Consider the following 16118-nt stretch of genomic DNA (forward strand, 5'->3'; position numbering starts at 1 on the left):
TGATAACGATTTCCATGATAAATCCTTCCCATAATTAAAGCGATTAGCCCGAAAGGGGCATTATGCGTAAATCGTATAGACGTGTTCCGCTCATTCGCCGGTCACGAGCCATGTGGTTGTCGTCACGCTTGTGGAAGCCAAGACTGGTATTCTGGTGCGGCGCAATTGCTATCGGATTGATCAGCGTTGGCTTTGCCCAGGCGGCAGATATTGCTCAGGACTGGTTCAAAGCAATCACCCACAGCAGCGAGAGTGGCTGGCGTAACTGGCTGCCACTCATCATCACGCCGCTTGGTTTCATGCTCTGTTCGTGGATCGCATTGCGTTATTTTCCCGGCTCCGGCGGCAGCGGTATTCCGCAAGCAATAGCGGCACGCCATCTGACCGACCCCGAAGACCGTTCATTATTGCTTTCCATCAAAGTGGCTTTTGGAAAAATCCTGCTGACAATTATGGGGCTTTTTTGCGGAGCATCTATCGGGCGTGAAGGCCCCACCGTCCAGATCGGCGCATCGATCATGTTACAATCCGCCCGCTTTGGCGGCATGGAACAAGCCCGCGGCCTGATCCTTGCGGGCTCAGCAGCAGGCATCGCGGCAGCTTTTAACACGCCGCTTGCGGGCATCGTCTTTGCCATTGAAGAAATGGGGCGTGCCTATGCTGCACGGACCAACGGGCTGGTTCTTTCAGCTGTGATCCTTGCTGGCCTCGCATCACTTGGACTGGTTGGAAACTATAATTATTTCGGCCTGACAACCGTCACCGTTACCACACACATTGAATGGGTCTTGGTGATCGCCTGTGGCGTTATTGGCGGTGCCTTGGGTGCAATTTTCAGTGCACTGGCGCTGAGTATTGCCAAGCAAACACGTCGGTTGATGCAGAAAGCACCATTGCGTAATAGCATCCTTTTTGCTGGCACATGCGGCTTTATCATTGCAATTATCGGCATAACATCAGGTGGAGCCACCTTTGGCACCGGCTATGATCAGGCTCGCAGTGCAGTTGAAGGCCTTTCACTGCCGCCCTTCTACTTTATAGAAAAGTTTCTTGCGGGACTGCTTTCCATGGCCTCCGGCATTCCCGGCGGCATCTTTGCGCCTTCGCTTTCAGTCGGCGCTGGCCTCGGTAGCACAATCGGTCTCGTGCTGGGAACGAGTGCCAGCCTTGCCGCGGTTTTAGGTATGGCCGGATACTTCGCCGGTGTCGTTCAAGCCCCGATGACAGCCTTTGTCATCATTCTGGAAATGACCGGTAACCATAATAATGTCATCCCGCTTATGTGCGCTTCCATGCTTGGCTATGGTACGGCACGGCTCATTTCGCATGAACCGCTATATCATGCATTGTCGCGCACTTTTGTGGCCGACGTGCTTCGTCAGCGTCGCGCAAAAGATAGAGCCTAGCGGCCTTTTTAATTCCAACATTTGCTCAGCACACGAACCGAGGGAAGCAAATGTTGGAATCAGGCCAGTAAATTTTTGAATCTGGTGAGGTTTGCGGATTTGAAGTTCTTAACCGTAAGTGCGACACAAATGATGGGAGCTTCAAATCTATAGTACTTGAGCGTCGAGCGCCCTCCTGGGCGCACAAAGGTCGCTCCAACACTCTATATTTACAGCATAATTTTACTTACGACTGATTCAATTTTAAGGAATTATGCTGTAATTATCGACTGATTATTCATTTCAGGGGGAGAAAAAATGGACAGACGTACATTCGCAAAAACGCTTGCAGGGCTTGGAACAATGCCCTTCATAGTCGGTCAGGCATCAGCGGCAGGTAGGGGAGACCAAGATATGCTGGAACTTATGGGCGGAAGCATCAGTGATGTACCGGGAATCAAACTCGGCCATCACACACTGACAAAGCGCCCGACCGGCTGCACGGTTCTGCTCTGCGAAGAAGGTGCAACTGCTGGCGTCGATGTGCGCGGCTCAGCCCCCGGAACCCGCGAAACCGACCTTCTTGACCCCATCAATTATGTTCAACAGGTACAGGCCATTCTGCTGTCTGGTGGCAGTGCCTATGGCTTGAGTGCCGCGACTGGCGTTATGCGCTATCTTGAAGAGAATAATCTCGGTTTCAAGATTGGCAAAGGCGTTGTGCCAATTGTACCAGCAGCGATCCTCATGGATCTCGGCGTCGGTGATTTTTCTATCCGCCCGGATGAAGAGGCGGGCTATCTTGCCTGTAAGGCCGCTAAAGCAGAAGCATCCGGCGAAGGCAATATCGGTGCAGGTGCAGGTGCCACCGTCGGCAAAATGTTCGGCATGGACTACGCCATGAAAGGCGGCCTCGGCACGGCAAGCTACAAGGTGCCGGGCACCGAAGTCGTGGTCGGTGCGATTGTTGCGGTCAATGCTGTTGGCGATGTCTATGCGCCCAATTCGCAGCAAATTCTGGCGGGCGCGCGTAATGAAGACGGCAAGGGCTTCCGCAATATCATGGATTCGATCATGCAGGGTCGCAATGTCGTCAAGTCTGGCGGCGCCAACACCACCATTGGTGCAATTGCAACCAACGTCCCTTTCAACAAGGCAGAACTTAAGAAAATCGCCGGTATGGCGCATGATGGCTTTGCGCGAACGATTAACCCGATCCACACAATGTGGGATGGCGATACCATCTTTGCGCTCTCGACAGGCAAGGCAACTGGTGTTGAAGCTGATGTAACGGCTATTGGTGCGATTGCCGCAACCGTGATGGCACAGGCCGTTGCCCGTGCGGTGACGCAGGCTGAAAGTCTGCCAGACCTAAACCTGCCCGCCCATCGGGATTATGTTTAGAGCGCATCCCGAAAAGTGCGAAGCGGTTTTCGGAAAAAGATGCGCGTAAAAATAAATGGATAGAGCATTTCCAATGACTCAATCAAAACAGGAAATGCTCTAGAGCGCCGATCTGATCCAATCAGATCAAAGCCCGCTCTCAAGCATAAGTACTATTGGATTGAAACGAGGATCGACCTGATGCAACGGGATCGATCCTCCAAACGGAAAGTTCTCGATAACCACATCAACACGCAGCAATTGAAACAGTCTGCAATATACGCGATAGGAGAAGTCGCAGTAGATTGATTTTCATCTGAAAAACGGGGTCGGGCACGGTATGACAGGTAATTCCCTCAAATTCGGCACAAGCGGCCTTCGAGGCCTAGCAACCGAGCTCAACGGATTGCCTGCCTATGCCTATTCGCTTGCCTTCGTTAACATGCTGGCAGCAAAAGGCAGCCTGCATCCGGGCGATAAGGTTTTCGTCGGCCAGGACTTGCGGCCCTCCAGCCCCGACATTGCAGCCCTCACAATGGGCGCCATCGAAGATGCCGGTTTCAAGCCTGTCGATTGCGGCGTGCTACCCACCCCTGCTCTCAGCTATTTCGCGATTTCGCAGAACGCGCCCTGCATTATGATCACTGGCAGTCATATTCCGGATGATCGCAACGGGCTTAAATTCTATCGTCGCGATGGCGAGATCGATAAGGATGATGAAGCCGCAATCAGCGTGGCCTACGCAAAGCTTCCGGCAGACCTTGCACCACGCAAAGCAACAAATCTTCCCGTAAGCGCAGAAGCGCTCGACGCGTATGCAAAACGCTATACCAAGCTTCTTGGAGCAAACAGCCTTTCCGGTTTGAAAGTCGGTGTTTATCAGCATTCGTCGGTTGCACGCGATCTTCTGATGAAAGTCCTCCGTGAGCTTGGCGCAGATGCAGTCGCTCTCGGCCGTTCGGATGTTTTTGTGCCTGTCGATACGGAAGCGCTGCGCCCTGAAGATATTCAGCTCCTTGCGAACTGGGCCAAGCAGGATCGTTTTGACGCTATTGTCTCGACTGACGGTGATGCGGATCGTCCACTGATCGCCGATGAGCACGGTGACTTTGTGCGAGGCGATCTTGTCGGCGCGATTACAGCTGCATGGGCTGGCGCTGATACAATCGTCACACCCGTAACGTCGAATGCAGCACTGGAAGAATGCGGAAAATTTGCCCGCGTGCTGCGTACCCGCGTCGGCTCGCCCTATGTCATTTCAGGCATGGAACAAGCTTTGAGCGAAAAAGCCAATGCAGTCGTCGGCTTTGAAGCCAATGGTGGCGTGCTTCTCGGCAGCACGGTTGAAAAATCAGGCCATGCACTTTCAGCGCTGCCGACACGCGATGCGCTTCTGCCTATTCTGGCCTGCCTTTGCACGATGAAAGAAACGCAGAAACCTCTTTCTGAAATCGCGAAAAGCTATGGGTTCCGTGTGGCCTTGAGCGATCGGCTGCAGGACGTACCGCAGGAAAAAAGCGCGGCCTTTCTTTCCGTCATTACGCAGGAAGACGCGCGCATTCATCTTTTCCCGACCAGCGATAACGTTATACGGCTTGAAACAATCGACGGCGTGAAGCTGTTTTTTGCGTCAGGCAATGCGGTGCATTATCGTGCATCAGGCAATGCGCCGGAACTTCGCTGTTATGTCGAAGCCTCTGATGCAGAACAGGCCGCAAAACTATTGACCATGGGACTTGAAATCGCCCGCAACGCAACGAAGGATGCAAACAGCAAATGAGCTTTATTCCGGTTATAATTAGCGGTGGCTCAGGCTCCAGACTTTGGCCGCTTTCGCGTGACGCACATCCCAAGCCATTTATCGAACTGCCTGATGGCGGTACGCTGATCGGCAAAACCTATGCTCGCGCGTCGCATCTTGATGATGTGGATCAGATTCTCACTGTCACCAACCGCGATTTTCTGTTCCTGACGCTCGACGCCTATGCTGCTGCGGGCGCACGCAAAATCGAAAATACGTTTCTGCTTGAACCGCTTGGGCGCGACACGGCACCGGCTGTGGCACTCGCTGCCCTTCAGGCCGCAGCTGCTTATGGCGAAAACACCGTCCTTCTGGTCATGCCTGCAGATCATCTGATCGAAGATGAAGCCGCATTTGCTGAAGCCGTCAGCAAGGCCCGCTCCATTGCCGAAACAGGCCGTATCGTCACCTTCGGCATCGTACCTGATCATCCGGAAACAGGCTTTGGCTATATCGAAGTTGACGGTACCGATGTTCTTCGTTTTGTCGAAAAGCCCGATGAAATAACCGCTCAGTCCTATGTGGACGGTGGTCGCCATTACTGGAACTCCGGCATGTTCTGCTTCCAGGCAGCCACAATGATTGCCGCCATGCAGGTTCATGCACCAGAAGTCCTTGCTGGTGCAAAGACAGCGCTTGAAGCAGCCCGTCGCGGAAGCAACGGCGAAACCAAGACACTTGAGATTGCCAAAGATCAGTTTGCAGCCACACCTGCTATTTCCATCGACTATGCCGTCATGGAAAAGGCGCAGAATATCGCCTGTATCCCGGTTTCCTGTGGCTGGTCAGACATTGGTTCATGGGCCGCAATGGCCGACCTCGTGACACCGGATGCTGAAGGCAACCGCCTGCGTGGCGAAACAGTGCTCGAAGATACAACCGGCAGCTTTGTTCTTTCGGAAACACGTCTCGTCAGCCTCGTCGGCGTTCACGACCTGTTGGTTGTTGATACGCCGGACGCGCTGCTGGTCGCCCATCGCGACAAAGCACAGGACGTCCGCAAAGTGTTCAACAAGCTTCGTGCGAAGGGCCATGAGGCTGCGAAACTGCATCGCACCGCGCATCGTCCTTGGGGAACCTATACCGTTCTCGAAGAAGGCGATGGCTTCAAGATCAAGCGCATCGAGGTGAAATCCGGCAGCCGCCTCAGCCTTCAGGCGCATCATCACCGTTCCGAACACTGGATCGTTGTTTCAGGCACAGCCAAAGTCACCAATGGCGACCGGGAAATCCTGCTGACGACCAACCAGTCAACCTATATTCCGTGCGGCTTCAAACACCGTCTGGAAAACCCCGGCATTCTGCCGCTGGTACTGATTGAAGTGCAGAGCGGAGAATATCTCGGCGAAGACGACATCGTTCGTTTTGACGATGTTTACGGCCGCACCTGATCCAAAAGCGTGTTACGCGAATTGTGATCTGGATCATTAGAGCGCCGTGCGCCCTTCCGGGCGCACAAATGGTGGTTCTTCGCGCTCGCGAATCCGCTATAGTCGCTGCATGACGATCCAGCATTTAAGCGAAACCATTATCAACCAGATTGCCGCTGGCGAGGTGATTGAACGCCCTGCCAGCGTAATCAAAGAGCTAGTCGAAAACGCCATCGATGCGGGAGCAACCCGTATTGAAGTCGTAACGGCTGGTGGCGGCAAGACACTGCTGCGTGTCACGGATAATGGTTCAGGCATTCCGTCAAATGAGTTGCCACTGGCGGTTTCACGGCATTGCACGTCGAAGCTGACCGATGATGTGCATGATATTCGCGCGCTCGGTTTCCGTGGCGAGGCCCTGCCCTCAATCGGCTCTGTGTCGAAACTGACACTGAAATCCCGCCCACAGGATGCGGAATCAGGATTTGAGGTTGCAGTCAATGGCGGGCATCTGGACGGCCCTCGCCCGTCAGCACTGAACCGCGGCACCATCGCAGAAGTGCGCGATCTCTTTTATGCGACGCCTGCACGTCTCAAATTCATGAAGACGGACCGCGCCGAAGCGACAGCCATTACCGATGTCGTAAAGCGCATTGCCATCGCTTTCCCGCATGTCCGGTTTTCGCTGGCCGGCACTGACCGGACGCCGCTTGAACTTCCGGCAACCGGCACCGGCGCTGAAGCCACGCTTGAGCGTATCGGGCAGATTCTCGGTAAGGAGTTTTCCGAGAATGCACTACATATCGATGCCGAACGCGATGGCATCCGACTGGCCGGATTTGCCGGTATTCCCTCATTCAATCGCGGCAATGCATTGCATCAGTTTGCCTATGTGAATGGCCGCCCTGTTCGCGATAAGCAGATTTTCGGGGCGCTGCGCGGTGCTTATTCCGATGTCATCGCACGCGACCGCCATCCGGTGGCAGTTCTCTTCCTCACCCTTGATCCTGCCCTTGTCGATGTCAATGTGCATCCCGCCAAAGCAGACGTGCGATTCCGCGATCCGGGTCTGGTGCGCGGCCTTATCGTAGGCGCGATCAAGCAGGCGCTTTCACAATCCGGCATCCGCCCGGCAACCAGCGGCGCAGAAGCCATGTTGCAGGCGTTCCGTGCAGAGGGGTTTCAACCGCGTCCTGCAACCAACAATTATGCAGCGCCAGCGTGGCGTCCAACGACAACGGCCACTCCGAGATCCGAGTGGTCGCCGCAGACGGCCCATCCGGCACATAAGCCGCTTGAATTTGACAGCCCGCTTGCGTTTCATGAGGACGAGCAGGCTACGATTGCAACGATAACAATGCCTGCTGCCGATGCACGCGCGACAATCGCTGAAGCACCGGTCGAGCAGATGCAGAAGCCACTGGGTGCAGCACGCGCTCAGATTCACGAAAATTATATCGTCTCTCAGACCGAAGACAGTCTTGTGATCGTTGATCAGCACGCGGCACACGAACGGCTTGTCTATGAAGCCTTGAAGAACGCGCTGCATTCGCGTCCGATCGCCGGGCAAATGCTGCTTATTCCCGAAATCGTTGATCTTCCTGAAGAGGATGCCGAACGGCTCGCCGCGCATTCCGAAACGCTGGCAAAATTCGGGCTTGGCATAGAACAATTTGGCCCCGGTGCTATCGCGGTCCGTGAAACGCCCGCCATGCTGGGCGAAATGAACGTGCAGCAGCTCATCCGCGATCTGGCCGATGAAGTTGCCGAACATGATACGTCCGATGGTCTCAAAGCTATGCTCAACCATGTTGCGGCGACTATGGCCTGCCATGGTTCCGTGCGCTCGGGTCGTCGTTTAAAGCCTGAAGAAATGAACGCGCTTCTGCGCGATATGGAGGCGACGCCCGGCTCCGGCACATGCAATCACGGACGCCCAACCTATATTGAGCTGAAGCTCACCGATATTGAACGATTGTTCGGAAGGCGCTAGAACATTTCTGAGATTAGAGCGCCTTTCGATCTGTCTCAATCAGATCGGCGCTCTAAAACCTATTTACATGAAGCATAATCTTATCGATCCTCATTTCACTCCGATAGGACACATGCTCTGAGGAACAACAAAATGAACAGATTTGAATCCCCGCGCTCGTCAGAAGCAGTGCTGCGTTATCTCGACGGCGATTTTGAAATCGTAAAGCACGGCTCTTATGTTGTCTGCGCGGTTACAAGCACACAAATTCCGCTCGACGAGCTGAAATATTGGAGCGTTGCTCGTCAGGAAGCCTATGCAACGGGGCTTATTTCGTATGAGCGTGAGCTTGAACTCAATCCCGAATTGCGCAGCCGCAAGAAAGCTTAGAGCATTTCCGGCTTTCATTGAATCGTTGAGAATGCGCTATCGAACTATTTTTGCGCACATTTTGTTCCGCAAACCGCTTCGCACTTTTCGGGATGCGCTCTAAATCGAGCGGACCTTGAAACGCTCGATTGCCGTATCAAGAATACGGCCAATTGCGTCTTTGCGTTCAAATGCCAGATCAACATCCAGCACGGCAAGATTTCGAATAAACGCATTCGGAACGTCGCTCATTGTTACAAGGCGCACATGATCCTTGGCTGTCGTGATCAGACCGACGCCAAGCTTTTCTGCCGTTTCAATCAGCTTGGCGATATCGTCCGGTTGATAGCTATAGTGATCAGGGAAGGTTTTCCCTTCCGCAACTTCGCCACCTGCCTGCTGCACACTTGCGAAAAACTTGGACGGATTGCCGATTCCCGCAAAAGCCAGCCAGCGATTGCCTGCAACGTCAGCCGATGATGAAGGCTGCAACTGCGCCTCATAGACGGCACGCCCGGCACGCGAAGCCTGTCGAACAACAAAATCGGCTTCTGCACCCTTGCCGATTCGCAGAACAGCGTCTGTCTTGCGCATCTGATCCGTCAAAGGAGCACGCAATGGACCAGCCGGAATGACTTTGCCATTTCCAATACCGCGTGTTGAATCCACCACCAGCAGAGAAAAATCGGTATGCAGGCGCGCGCTCTGAAACCCATCATCCATGATGATGAAATCGCAGCCGCGCTGATGCAACTCCAATGCCGATTTCAGCCGATCCGGGCAAAGCGCCACTGGAGCATGTCGTGCAAGCAGTAGCGGTTCGTCACCGACATGGCGCGCGCTATCCGCAGACGGGTCAACGATATGCAGGCCCTTGTAATTGCCTCCATAACCGCGCGAAACGATGCCGGGATGCAGACCGCGTTCCTTTGCAGCTTTTGCAAAGGCAATAGCGGTCGGTGTTTTACCAGCACCGCCGACCGTGAAATTACCGATACAAAGAACAGGTGCAGGGACTTTGGGTGGCTCGGCTTTAAGAAGCCTGCGAACCGCAACGGCTCCGTAAATCCAGGATAGCGGCGCCAGACCATAAGCACGCCAGTTAGGCTTATCCCACCAGAAGGGTGGTGCCTCGCTCGCCATGCTCAGATGCCGCCATTGATGAACGGCACTTCACTGCGATTGCCCGGTAACTGCGCCTGCAGGATCAGCGGCTGAATGAAGGGTTCTAGCGAGCTCAGAGTACGATCGAGCGCACCGCGCATATCCTTCACCGTATTCGCACCGGCGGTGATCATGCTGCGCAGATGCTGCGGATTGTTGAAAAGGAAATTGATCGCGCCAGCGAGCATGTTGCGATCCTTCACCACGCGCGCGCCACCGTTTTTGATGAGACGCTGGAAAGATTCGCGGAAGTTCTGAACATTCTTGCCTGTGAGTACGGCTGTCCCCATCATGGCGGGCTCTAGCGGATTGTGCCCACCTTCCTTGGTCAGCGAATTGCCGATAAAGGCGATTTCGGTGAGCTGCAGATAAAGGCCCATTTCACCAATCGTATCGCCGAGCAGAATATCCGTATCCGCTTCAATCACATCGCCACGGCTGCGTGCTGCAACTTTCAGCCCCTTTGCGCCAAGCATGGCTTCGATTTCCGGTGCCCGATTTGGATGGCGAGGGACAATGATTGTAACAAGACGCGGATAGCGCACTTTCAACATTTGATGCACTTCGGCAGCGATTTCTTCTTCACCATCGTGCGTGGAGATCGCAGCCCAGGTCCGCCGTCCGGCAATCTGGCGCTGCAATGTTGCGAGCGCTGCCGGATCAGCAGGTGCGGGCGCCGTATCAACCTTTAGATTACCCGAAACGCTTACGGGTCTTGCGCCAAGCGCGCGGAAGCGATCACCGTCAAGCTCGGACTGCGCAATCACATGCGCGAAATTTTCAAACAGTGCCTCGGCAAGTTCCGGTCGTTTCTGCCATGCGGCAAAGGATCGATCCGACAGGCGACCGTTAACGAGTACCTGTGGGATATGGCGCGCGCCAAGCGAAAGAACCGTTGCGGGCCAGATTTCCGACTCACAGCCGATTGCGAGATCTGGCTTCCAGTGATTGAGGAAATTGTTGACGGCGGGTTGCAGATCAAGCGGTGCATATTGATGGATGACCTGATTGCCCAGCTGATCGGCAACGAGCTTGGCGGACGTGACCGTCCCCGTCGTCATGACGATATGAATGCCGGTTGCAGCAATGCTTTCGATCAGCGGCGTCATCGCCACCGACTCACCCACACTTGCAGCATGAGCCCAAATGACCGGGCCTTGCGGTCTTGCAATGGAAGTCTTGCCGTAGCGCTCGCCGCGCCGCACACGCTCTTCCTTGCCCCGCGAGGCACGATAGGAAATGTAAGTTCCGATGAATGGATAGGCGGCAGAGCCGAGCATACGATAGGCCGACAGCATGTTTCGTGCCCAACGTTCACTCATTTGCTCGTCTCCAATGCGCCATAGGCCTTGGTCGTCGCGTCATTAAGCTGGCGCGTCAGTTCCATGCGCTTTTCTTCCAGTTCTGCCTCATCGGCATTTGCATCCACCCAGACCGGCTCTCCGTAGACTATTGTCGAACGTCCAAATGGCAATGGAATTGTGGTCTTGTCCCACGTCTTCTGAAGGACATGATTGCGAGAAAAAGCATAAGCGCAAGGCATAATTGGCCGACCTGACAATTTGGCCAGCAAAATAATTCCTTCGCCCGCTTCACGCGCTTTGCCATGGGCAATATCGGCAATCATCGAAACCGATTGCCCTTTTTTTAATGCGTTTTTAAGTGTGAGCAGTGCGCGCGCGCCACCCTTTTTGGCGGAGTTTCCTTCGCCACGGCCACCGGAACCGCGCACAGTGATGAATCCGAATTTTTCGGCAACACGCGCATTCAGCTCAGCATCCGCACTCCGCGAGAACATTGCTACAACTTCAAGATTGTGCGGGCGCACGGCAGCCGCCATAATGTGCTGGCCATGCCAAAAGGTAACGATTGAAGGGCTGTTCTCGATCAAAAAGACTTTGGGGTCAGCGGAACCCTTAATAAGTGGGTTCGTCAACTTCACGAATTTCATATAGCTGGAAATCAATTGTACCAATGCCGTGCGGACAAAGGCTGAGCGAGCGAGTGGGCCGCGAATGCGACGCCACAACCGCTTGCCAGCACTGTCTGAACGGGTACGTGCACCGGTCTTCACCGGGGCATCTTTTTCCTGTGCCATATGATCTTCGCGCGGTGCAGACAAAAGGCGCTTATTCCGCCTTCAGGTCTACGCCTTCCGGGTCCAGCAAGCGGTGCAGATGCACAATGAAATAACGCATATGAGCGTTGTCTACTGTCTGCTGCGCCTTGGACTTCCAGGCCGTCTTTGCAGATTCGTAATCTGGATAAATCCCAACGACATCGAGATTGTCGAGATCGCGGAACTGGACGGTTCCGAGCTTGGTCAGCTCACCGCCAAATACCAGATGAAGAAGCTGCTTTTTGTCGCCTTCGGCACTCATGACAATATCCCTTGAAACAAACTTATTCGCCGCATGATTAGCTCAATGGCCAGTCCGCGACAACACTCAACATTTCCTGCAAAAGGTTTCCGCTGGAGGCTACCAGCGCACCATGCTGCAGCGTCGGCCCACCATAGATGAGAGGCTCAGCACCATCGGTCAAGAGTGCCCCGCCCGACTCACTCAGAATGAGATCAGCTGCGGCCAAGTCCCAATCATGTGAATTTGGCCGAATGAAGGTACCGGCAATATCACCCCGTGCAACCATCGCAATGCGATATGCAAGAGAAGGCACATATGGGTGCAAAATCACGCGATCACGCCACGCTTCTGGCAGAATTTCCACCATTCTTTTTGCCGAAGCCATGGCAATTTTATGGCCATCTTGTGGCAAACGGGTACTTATCGGCAAACCGTTCTGCGATGCACCGAACCCTTTGCCCGCTTCAATGACCTCATTTAGCACCGGACATTGCAAGACACCGGCAATCGGCTTGCCGTCTTCCACAATCGCCACACTCACGCACCATTGGGACTGGCCACCGATATAAGCGCGCGTGCCGTCGATGGGATCGATCACAAATGCGCGTCGTCGTTTCGCAGCCACCCGGTCATCCGCGGTTTCTTCAGAAATCCAGCCATAATCGGGACGCGCTTCAAGCAGCACTTCCTTGAGATAGCGATCAACCGCGAGATCGGCTTCACTGACCGGCGACTGCCCGTCTTTCAGCCAGACCTCCGGCGATTGCCCGAAATAGCGCATGGCAATACGGCCTGCCTCTCGCGCCGCATGGCGCAGAAGTTCAAGCTCGTTCTGGATATCTTTTCGTTTCTCAATTTCCGGCAAGGGTCATGCCTTCGATCACAAGGGTGGGTGCAGTCATCCCGAAATTCCGGTCAATGTCGGATGCAGGCGTCATATTGAGGAACATATCCTTGAGATTAGAAGCAATTGTGACTTCACTCACAGGATAAGCAAGTTCGCCATTCTCAATCCAGAAGCCCGATGCACCGCGACTATATTGGCCGGTAATCATGTCGACGCCCTGCCCGAAAACTTCCGTCACATAGAAACCTGTTCTCAAAGACCGGATCAGGTCTTCCGGCGTTTCCGAGCCCGGCTCGATCGCAAAATTGGTTGAGGCAGGCGACACGCCGGAGCCCGAACGCACGCCACGACCATTGCCGACAAGGCCCAGCTCGCGGGCACTCGAACCGGAGAGCAGCCAATGATTAAGCACACCGTCCTCGACCATCGTAAGCGGCTGGCCTTCAATACCTTCGCCATCGAACGGACGCGACGAAGAACCACGAACCCGCAACGGGTTATCCGTAACGCTGATACCTGATTTCAAAATCTGCTTGCCTAAACTGTCACGCAGAAAACTGGTCTTGCGGGCAACCGATGCACCATTGATAGCGCTGGCAAGATGGGCTGCAATACCGCGCGCCAGACGTGGATCGAAAACCACATTGACCGGACCGGTTTTGGCCTGCCGTGCGCCCAGACGACGAACTGCGCGTTCACCCGCGCGTCGGCCAATATTTTCAGGCGTATCAAGATCAGCGAAATGAAGGCGGGAGCTGAAATCATAATCCCTCTCCATCTTGGTGCCTTCGCCTGCAATCGCGGATACCGAACGACCAAAACGCGTGGCAGCATATTCGCCTGCGAAACCCGAGGACGTGACCAGCACAAGGCCGCCCATGCTGCTCGAAGCGCCTGCACCGCCGGAATTGGTGACACCTGCAACCGCGCGCGCCGCCTCTTCTGTGGCAAGTGCATCAGCCGTCAGGCGTGCTGTGTCGATCTGTGTCGCGTCAAAAAGATCGAGATCGCGCGGCTGCGTAACCAGAAGCGAAGGATCGGCCAATTGCTCAAAGGGGTCTTCCGGCGCGACCTTCGCCATAGCAACGGCACGCTCAGCCAATCTGTCGGGATCGCTGCCCGCATTTGCAGAAACACTGGCAATTCGGCGACCGACGAAAACGCGCAATGAAAAATCGTCGCTTTCCGACGATTCGGTTCCCTCTACCTTGCCAAGACGAACCGACACGCTGACCGAACGGGCACGGATCACAACTGCGTCAGCATGATCGGCACCGGCACGCTTTGCAGCGGCAACAAGCTGCGCTGCACGGTCGACAAGTTTACCCGGCGAATTATCTGAAATCATTATATAATCCAAGACTGAGAGGCTAAGAAGGCGCCAGAATGGAGCCACGCTATGTAAACAGCCGTAATCGGAATTTGCAAAAACTTATGTCAAATTATTCGACATCGGACTGATTAGAGCCATATCGTACTCCTATATTGCCGAAATGCTGGGGCTTCAAGGCAAGCCCTCACATTCTTCGAATTCCAAAGCATAACCCAAGAGCATAAAATGGTCGCAACTGGCGGAAGTCTCTACTTACAGGCTCTGATGATTCTGGGTGGTGCAATTATTGCGGCGCCCCTCTTCAAGCGGCTTGGGCTCGGCACAGTTCTGGGCTACCTCGCAGCCGGCATCGTGATCGGTCCAGTTGCCCGCCTGATCTCAGACGGCGAAGAACTGCTGCATTTTTCGGAACTCGGCGTCGTCTTTCTTCTGTTCATCATCGGCCTTGAACTGAAGCCTTCGCGCCTATGGGCTTTGCGACATTCAATTTTTGGATTGGGCGCTGCACAGGTTCTGCTGACTGGATCAGCCCTTGCAGCCTTGGGCGTCTATCTGGCGGGATTAAGCACAGAAGCAGCCATCATCATCGGATTTGGCTTGGCGCTTTCTTCAACAGCCTTTGCCATGCAGGTGCTGGAAGATCGTGCAGAAACGAACCAGAAGCATGGACAGCGCGCTTTCGCGATCCTGTTGTTTCAGGATCTCGCAATCGTCCCGATTCTTGCGATCATTCCTGCATTGTCGCCCAACGAACCCTCGCAAATGACTGCAGGGTTTCATTTGGCAACAGCCATTGCAGCGATTGCAGCCCTTGTCATCGCGGGTCGCTATCTGATCAATCCGATGTTCCGGATCATTGCCAATACGGGTGCGCGCGAAGTCATGATCGCAGCAGCGCTGTTTGTTGTGCTTGGGTCGGCAAGCCTGCTGGAATCAGCAGGTCTCTCCATGGCCATGGGTGCATTCATTGCGGGCGTTCTGCTCGCAGAATCATCCTATCGTCATGAACTGGAAGCAGACATCGAACCATTTCGCGGTATTTTCCTCGGCCTGTTCTTTGTCGCTGTCGGCTTGTCGCTCAATCTGAGCGTTATCCTGCAATACTGGCAGACAATCCTGATCGCGGTTCCAATTTTCATGATTGTGAAAGCGGCGATTACCTATGTGCTGTGCCGCATCTTCCGTTCAAACCACAATGATGCGATCCGCGTGGCATTCCTGCTGCCGCAGGGCGGCGAGTTTGCCTTCGTGCTGTTTTCAGCCGCTGCCGCGGCTGCGGTGATTTCCAATGCACTGAGTTCAGAACTGGTTGCAGCTGTCACTGTTTCGATGGCGCTGACCCCGCTTTCAGTTGCCATTGGCTCAAAACTGCTGATTAAGGACAAGACGGAAGATGTTATCGAAGAGAACTTCGAAGGCGCTGGCTCTGACGTTCTGATGATCGGCTTTTCGCGTTACGGACAGATTTCCGCGCAGATATTGCTCGCTGGTGGCATCGACGTGACTGTTATCGACAACTCGCCCAATCGTGTGAGGGCTGCGGGCAAATTCGGCTTCCGCATTTATTTCGGCGACGGCACCCGCAAGGACGTGCTTGAAGCCGCCGGTATCCGCCATGCCAAGATTGTCGCTGTCTGCACGCATAAAAAGGAAATCACCAACCGGATCGTCAATCTGATCCAGTCGGAATATCCAGATGTACGTCTGTTTGTTCGCTCTTATGACCGCGAACATACGCTGCAGCTGCGTGCTCAGGGCGTGGAATATGAACTGCGTGAAACCTTTGAATCAGGTCTGCTTTTTGGTCAGCGCACGCTGGAAGGGCTTGGTCTGTCTGAGGCCAATGCCTATGCTATTCGCGAAGATGTGAGGCAGCGTGACGAAGACCGGCTGCATGTTCAGGCTTCGGAAGGCATCATGGCCGGCCGTCACCTGCTGTTCAACAAGCCGGTAACGCCTGAACCTCTGGTGAAGCCAACCCGCGAAGGCCAGCGCATCGATAAGGCTGGCGACAATATCGATGCGGTTGCAAATGTTGATGAGGGTACGCCGTCAGCGGCAGTTGCGGCTGAATAATGCACTTCCGGCAAAAGTGCGAAGCGGTTCCAATGATTCAGTATTCGCTGAAACC

At 54.4% G+C, this 16118-nt stretch carries 13 protein-coding genes; 7 read left to right on the forward strand and 6 right to left on the reverse strand.

Going from position 1 to position 16118, the window contains the following annotated elements; genetic code table 11:
- Positions 1–62: 62 nt before the first annotated feature.
- From CEV34_RS17960 to CEV34_RS17985, 6 genes are all read left to right on the forward strand, one after another.
- Complete coding sequence (locus CEV34_RS17960) at positions 63–1406, forward strand: chloride channel protein (RefSeq protein WP_039860511.1); 1344 nt, start codon at positions 63–65, stop codon at positions 1404–1406.
- 297 nt (positions 1407–1703) lie between these two features.
- On the forward strand, positions 1704–2789 hold the full coding sequence (locus CEV34_RS17965; protein WP_007878102.1) for a P1 family peptidase: 1086 nt from the start codon (positions 1704–1706) through the stop codon (positions 2787–2789).
- 319 nt (positions 2790–3108) lie between these two features.
- On the forward strand, positions 3109–4548 hold the full coding sequence (locus CEV34_RS17970) for a phosphomannomutase (protein ID WP_007878100.1): 1440 nt from the start codon (positions 3109–3111) through the stop codon (positions 4546–4548).
- Positions 4545–5960 carry a mannose-1-phosphate guanylyltransferase/mannose-6-phosphate isomerase gene (locus tag CEV34_RS17975; protein ID WP_007878098.1) on the forward strand — a complete coding sequence of 472 codons (1416 nt, stop codon included), beginning with the start codon at positions 4545–4547 and terminating at the stop codon, positions 5958–5960. Before CEV34_RS17970 ends, CEV34_RS17975 begins: the two co-directional genes overlap by 4 nt.
- A 109-nt stretch (positions 5961–6069) precedes the next feature.
- The gene (gene mutL / locus CEV34_RS17980; protein ID WP_007878096.1) at positions 6070–7932 is read left to right on the forward strand and encodes a DNA mismatch repair endonuclease MutL; all 1863 of its coding nucleotides are present in this window, start codon (positions 6070–6072) and stop codon (positions 7930–7932) included.
- 132 nt (positions 7933–8064) lie between these two features.
- On the forward strand, positions 8065–8301 hold the full coding sequence (locus tag CEV34_RS17985) for a DUF2093 domain-containing protein (RefSeq protein WP_007878094.1): 237 nt from the start codon (positions 8065–8067) through the stop codon (positions 8299–8301).
- A gap of 99 nt (positions 8302–8400) precedes the next feature.
- On the opposite strand, the gene lpxK is transcribed toward CEV34_RS17985, so the two are convergent.
- The 6 genes from lpxK to CEV34_RS18015 are packed head-to-tail and all read right to left on the reverse strand — an operon-like array spanning position 8401 to position 14002.
- Entirely contained in the window at positions 8401–9423 is a 1023-nt protein-coding gene (gene lpxK / locus CEV34_RS17990) for a tetraacyldisaccharide 4'-kinase (RefSeq protein ID WP_007878092.1), read from the reverse strand.
- Between the two features lie 2 nt (positions 9424–9425).
- Positions 9426–10766 carry a lipid IV(A) 3-deoxy-D-manno-octulosonic acid transferase gene (waaA, locus tag CEV34_RS17995; protein WP_007878090.1) on the reverse strand — a complete coding sequence of 447 codons (1341 nt, stop codon included), beginning with the start codon at positions 10764–10766 and terminating at the stop codon, positions 9426–9428.
- Positions 10763–11542 carry a lysophospholipid acyltransferase family protein gene (locus tag CEV34_RS18000; RefSeq protein ID WP_039860520.1) on the reverse strand — a complete coding sequence of 260 codons (780 nt, stop codon included), beginning with the start codon at positions 11540–11542 and terminating at the stop codon, positions 10763–10765. Before CEV34_RS18000 ends, waaA begins: the two co-directional genes overlap by 4 nt.
- Before the next feature lie 31 nt (positions 11543–11573).
- A complete protein-coding gene (locus CEV34_RS18005; protein ID WP_007878087.1) occupies positions 11574–11825 on the reverse strand; it encodes a DUF4170 domain-containing protein in 252 nt (83 codons plus the stop codon).
- A 37-nt stretch (positions 11826–11862) separates the two neighbouring features.
- Positions 11863–12672: a 3'(2'),5'-bisphosphate nucleotidase CysQ gene (locus tag CEV34_RS18010; RefSeq protein ID WP_007878085.1), complete on the reverse strand. Its 810-nt coding sequence runs from the start codon at positions 12670–12672 to the stop codon at positions 11863–11865.
- Positions 12659–14002, reverse strand: coding sequence for a TldD/PmbA family protein (locus CEV34_RS18015; RefSeq protein ID WP_007878084.1), 1344 nt, complete (start codon positions 14000–14002; stop codon positions 12659–12661). The genes CEV34_RS18010 and CEV34_RS18015 overlap by 14 nt, the downstream gene beginning before the upstream one ends.
- Before the next feature lie 210 nt (positions 14003–14212).
- Here CEV34_RS18015 and CEV34_RS18020 point away from each other — a divergent pair, with 210 nt between their 5' ends.
- On the forward strand, positions 14213–16063 hold the full coding sequence (locus CEV34_RS18020; protein ID WP_039860509.1) for a monovalent cation:proton antiporter-2 (CPA2) family protein: 1851 nt from the start codon (positions 14213–14215) through the stop codon (positions 16061–16063).
- Positions 16064–16118 lie beyond the last annotated feature (55 nt).

It is taken from the genome of Brucella pseudogrignonensis (assembly GCF_002252525.1).
Taxonomy (GTDB): Bacteria; Pseudomonadota; Alphaproteobacteria; order Rhizobiales; family Rhizobiaceae; genus Brucella; species Brucella pseudogrignonensis.

Bases quoted from the DNA above. Each gene is read 5' to 3' on its own strand.
- mutL (WP_007878096.1), top strand. From the start codon at position 6,070: ATGACGATCCAGCATTTAAGCGAAACCATTATCAACCAGATTGCCGCT.
- CEV34_RS17975 (WP_007878098.1), top strand. From the start codon at position 4,545: ATGAGCTTTATTCCGGTTATAATTAGCGGTGGCTCAGGCTCCAGACTT.
- CEV34_RS18005 (WP_007878087.1), bottom strand. From the start codon at position 11,825: ATGAGTGCCGAAGGCGACAAAAAGCAGCTTCTTCATCTGGTATTTGGC.
- lpxK (WP_007878092.1), bottom strand. From the start codon at position 9,423: ATGGCGAGCGAGGCACCACCCTTCTGGTGGGATAAGCCTAACTGGCGT.
- CEV34_RS17970 (WP_007878100.1), top strand. From the start codon at position 3,109: ATGACAGGTAATTCCCTCAAATTCGGCACAAGCGGCCTTCGAGGCCTA.
- CEV34_RS18020 (WP_039860509.1), top strand. From the start codon at position 14,213: ATGGTCGCAACTGGCGGAAGTCTCTACTTACAGGCTCTGATGATTCTG.
- CEV34_RS17965 (WP_007878102.1), top strand. From the start codon at position 1,704: ATGGACAGACGTACATTCGCAAAAACGCTTGCAGGGCTTGGAACAATG.
- CEV34_RS17960 (WP_039860511.1), top strand. From the start codon at position 63: ATGCGTAAATCGTATAGACGTGTTCCGCTCATTCGCCGGTCACGAGCC.
- CEV34_RS17985 (WP_007878094.1), top strand. From the start codon at position 8,065: ATGAACAGATTTGAATCCCCGCGCTCGTCAGAAGCAGTGCTGCGTTAT.
- CEV34_RS18000 (WP_039860520.1), bottom strand. From the start codon at position 11,542: ATGGCACAGGAAAAAGATGCCCCGGTGAAGACCGGTGCACGTACCCGT.
- CEV34_RS18015 (WP_007878084.1), bottom strand. From the start codon at position 14,002: ATGATTTCAGATAATTCGCCGGGTAAACTTGTCGACCGTGCAGCGCAG.
- waaA (WP_007878090.1), bottom strand. From the start codon at position 10,766: ATGAGTGAACGTTGGGCACGAAACATGCTGTCGGCCTATCGTATGCTC.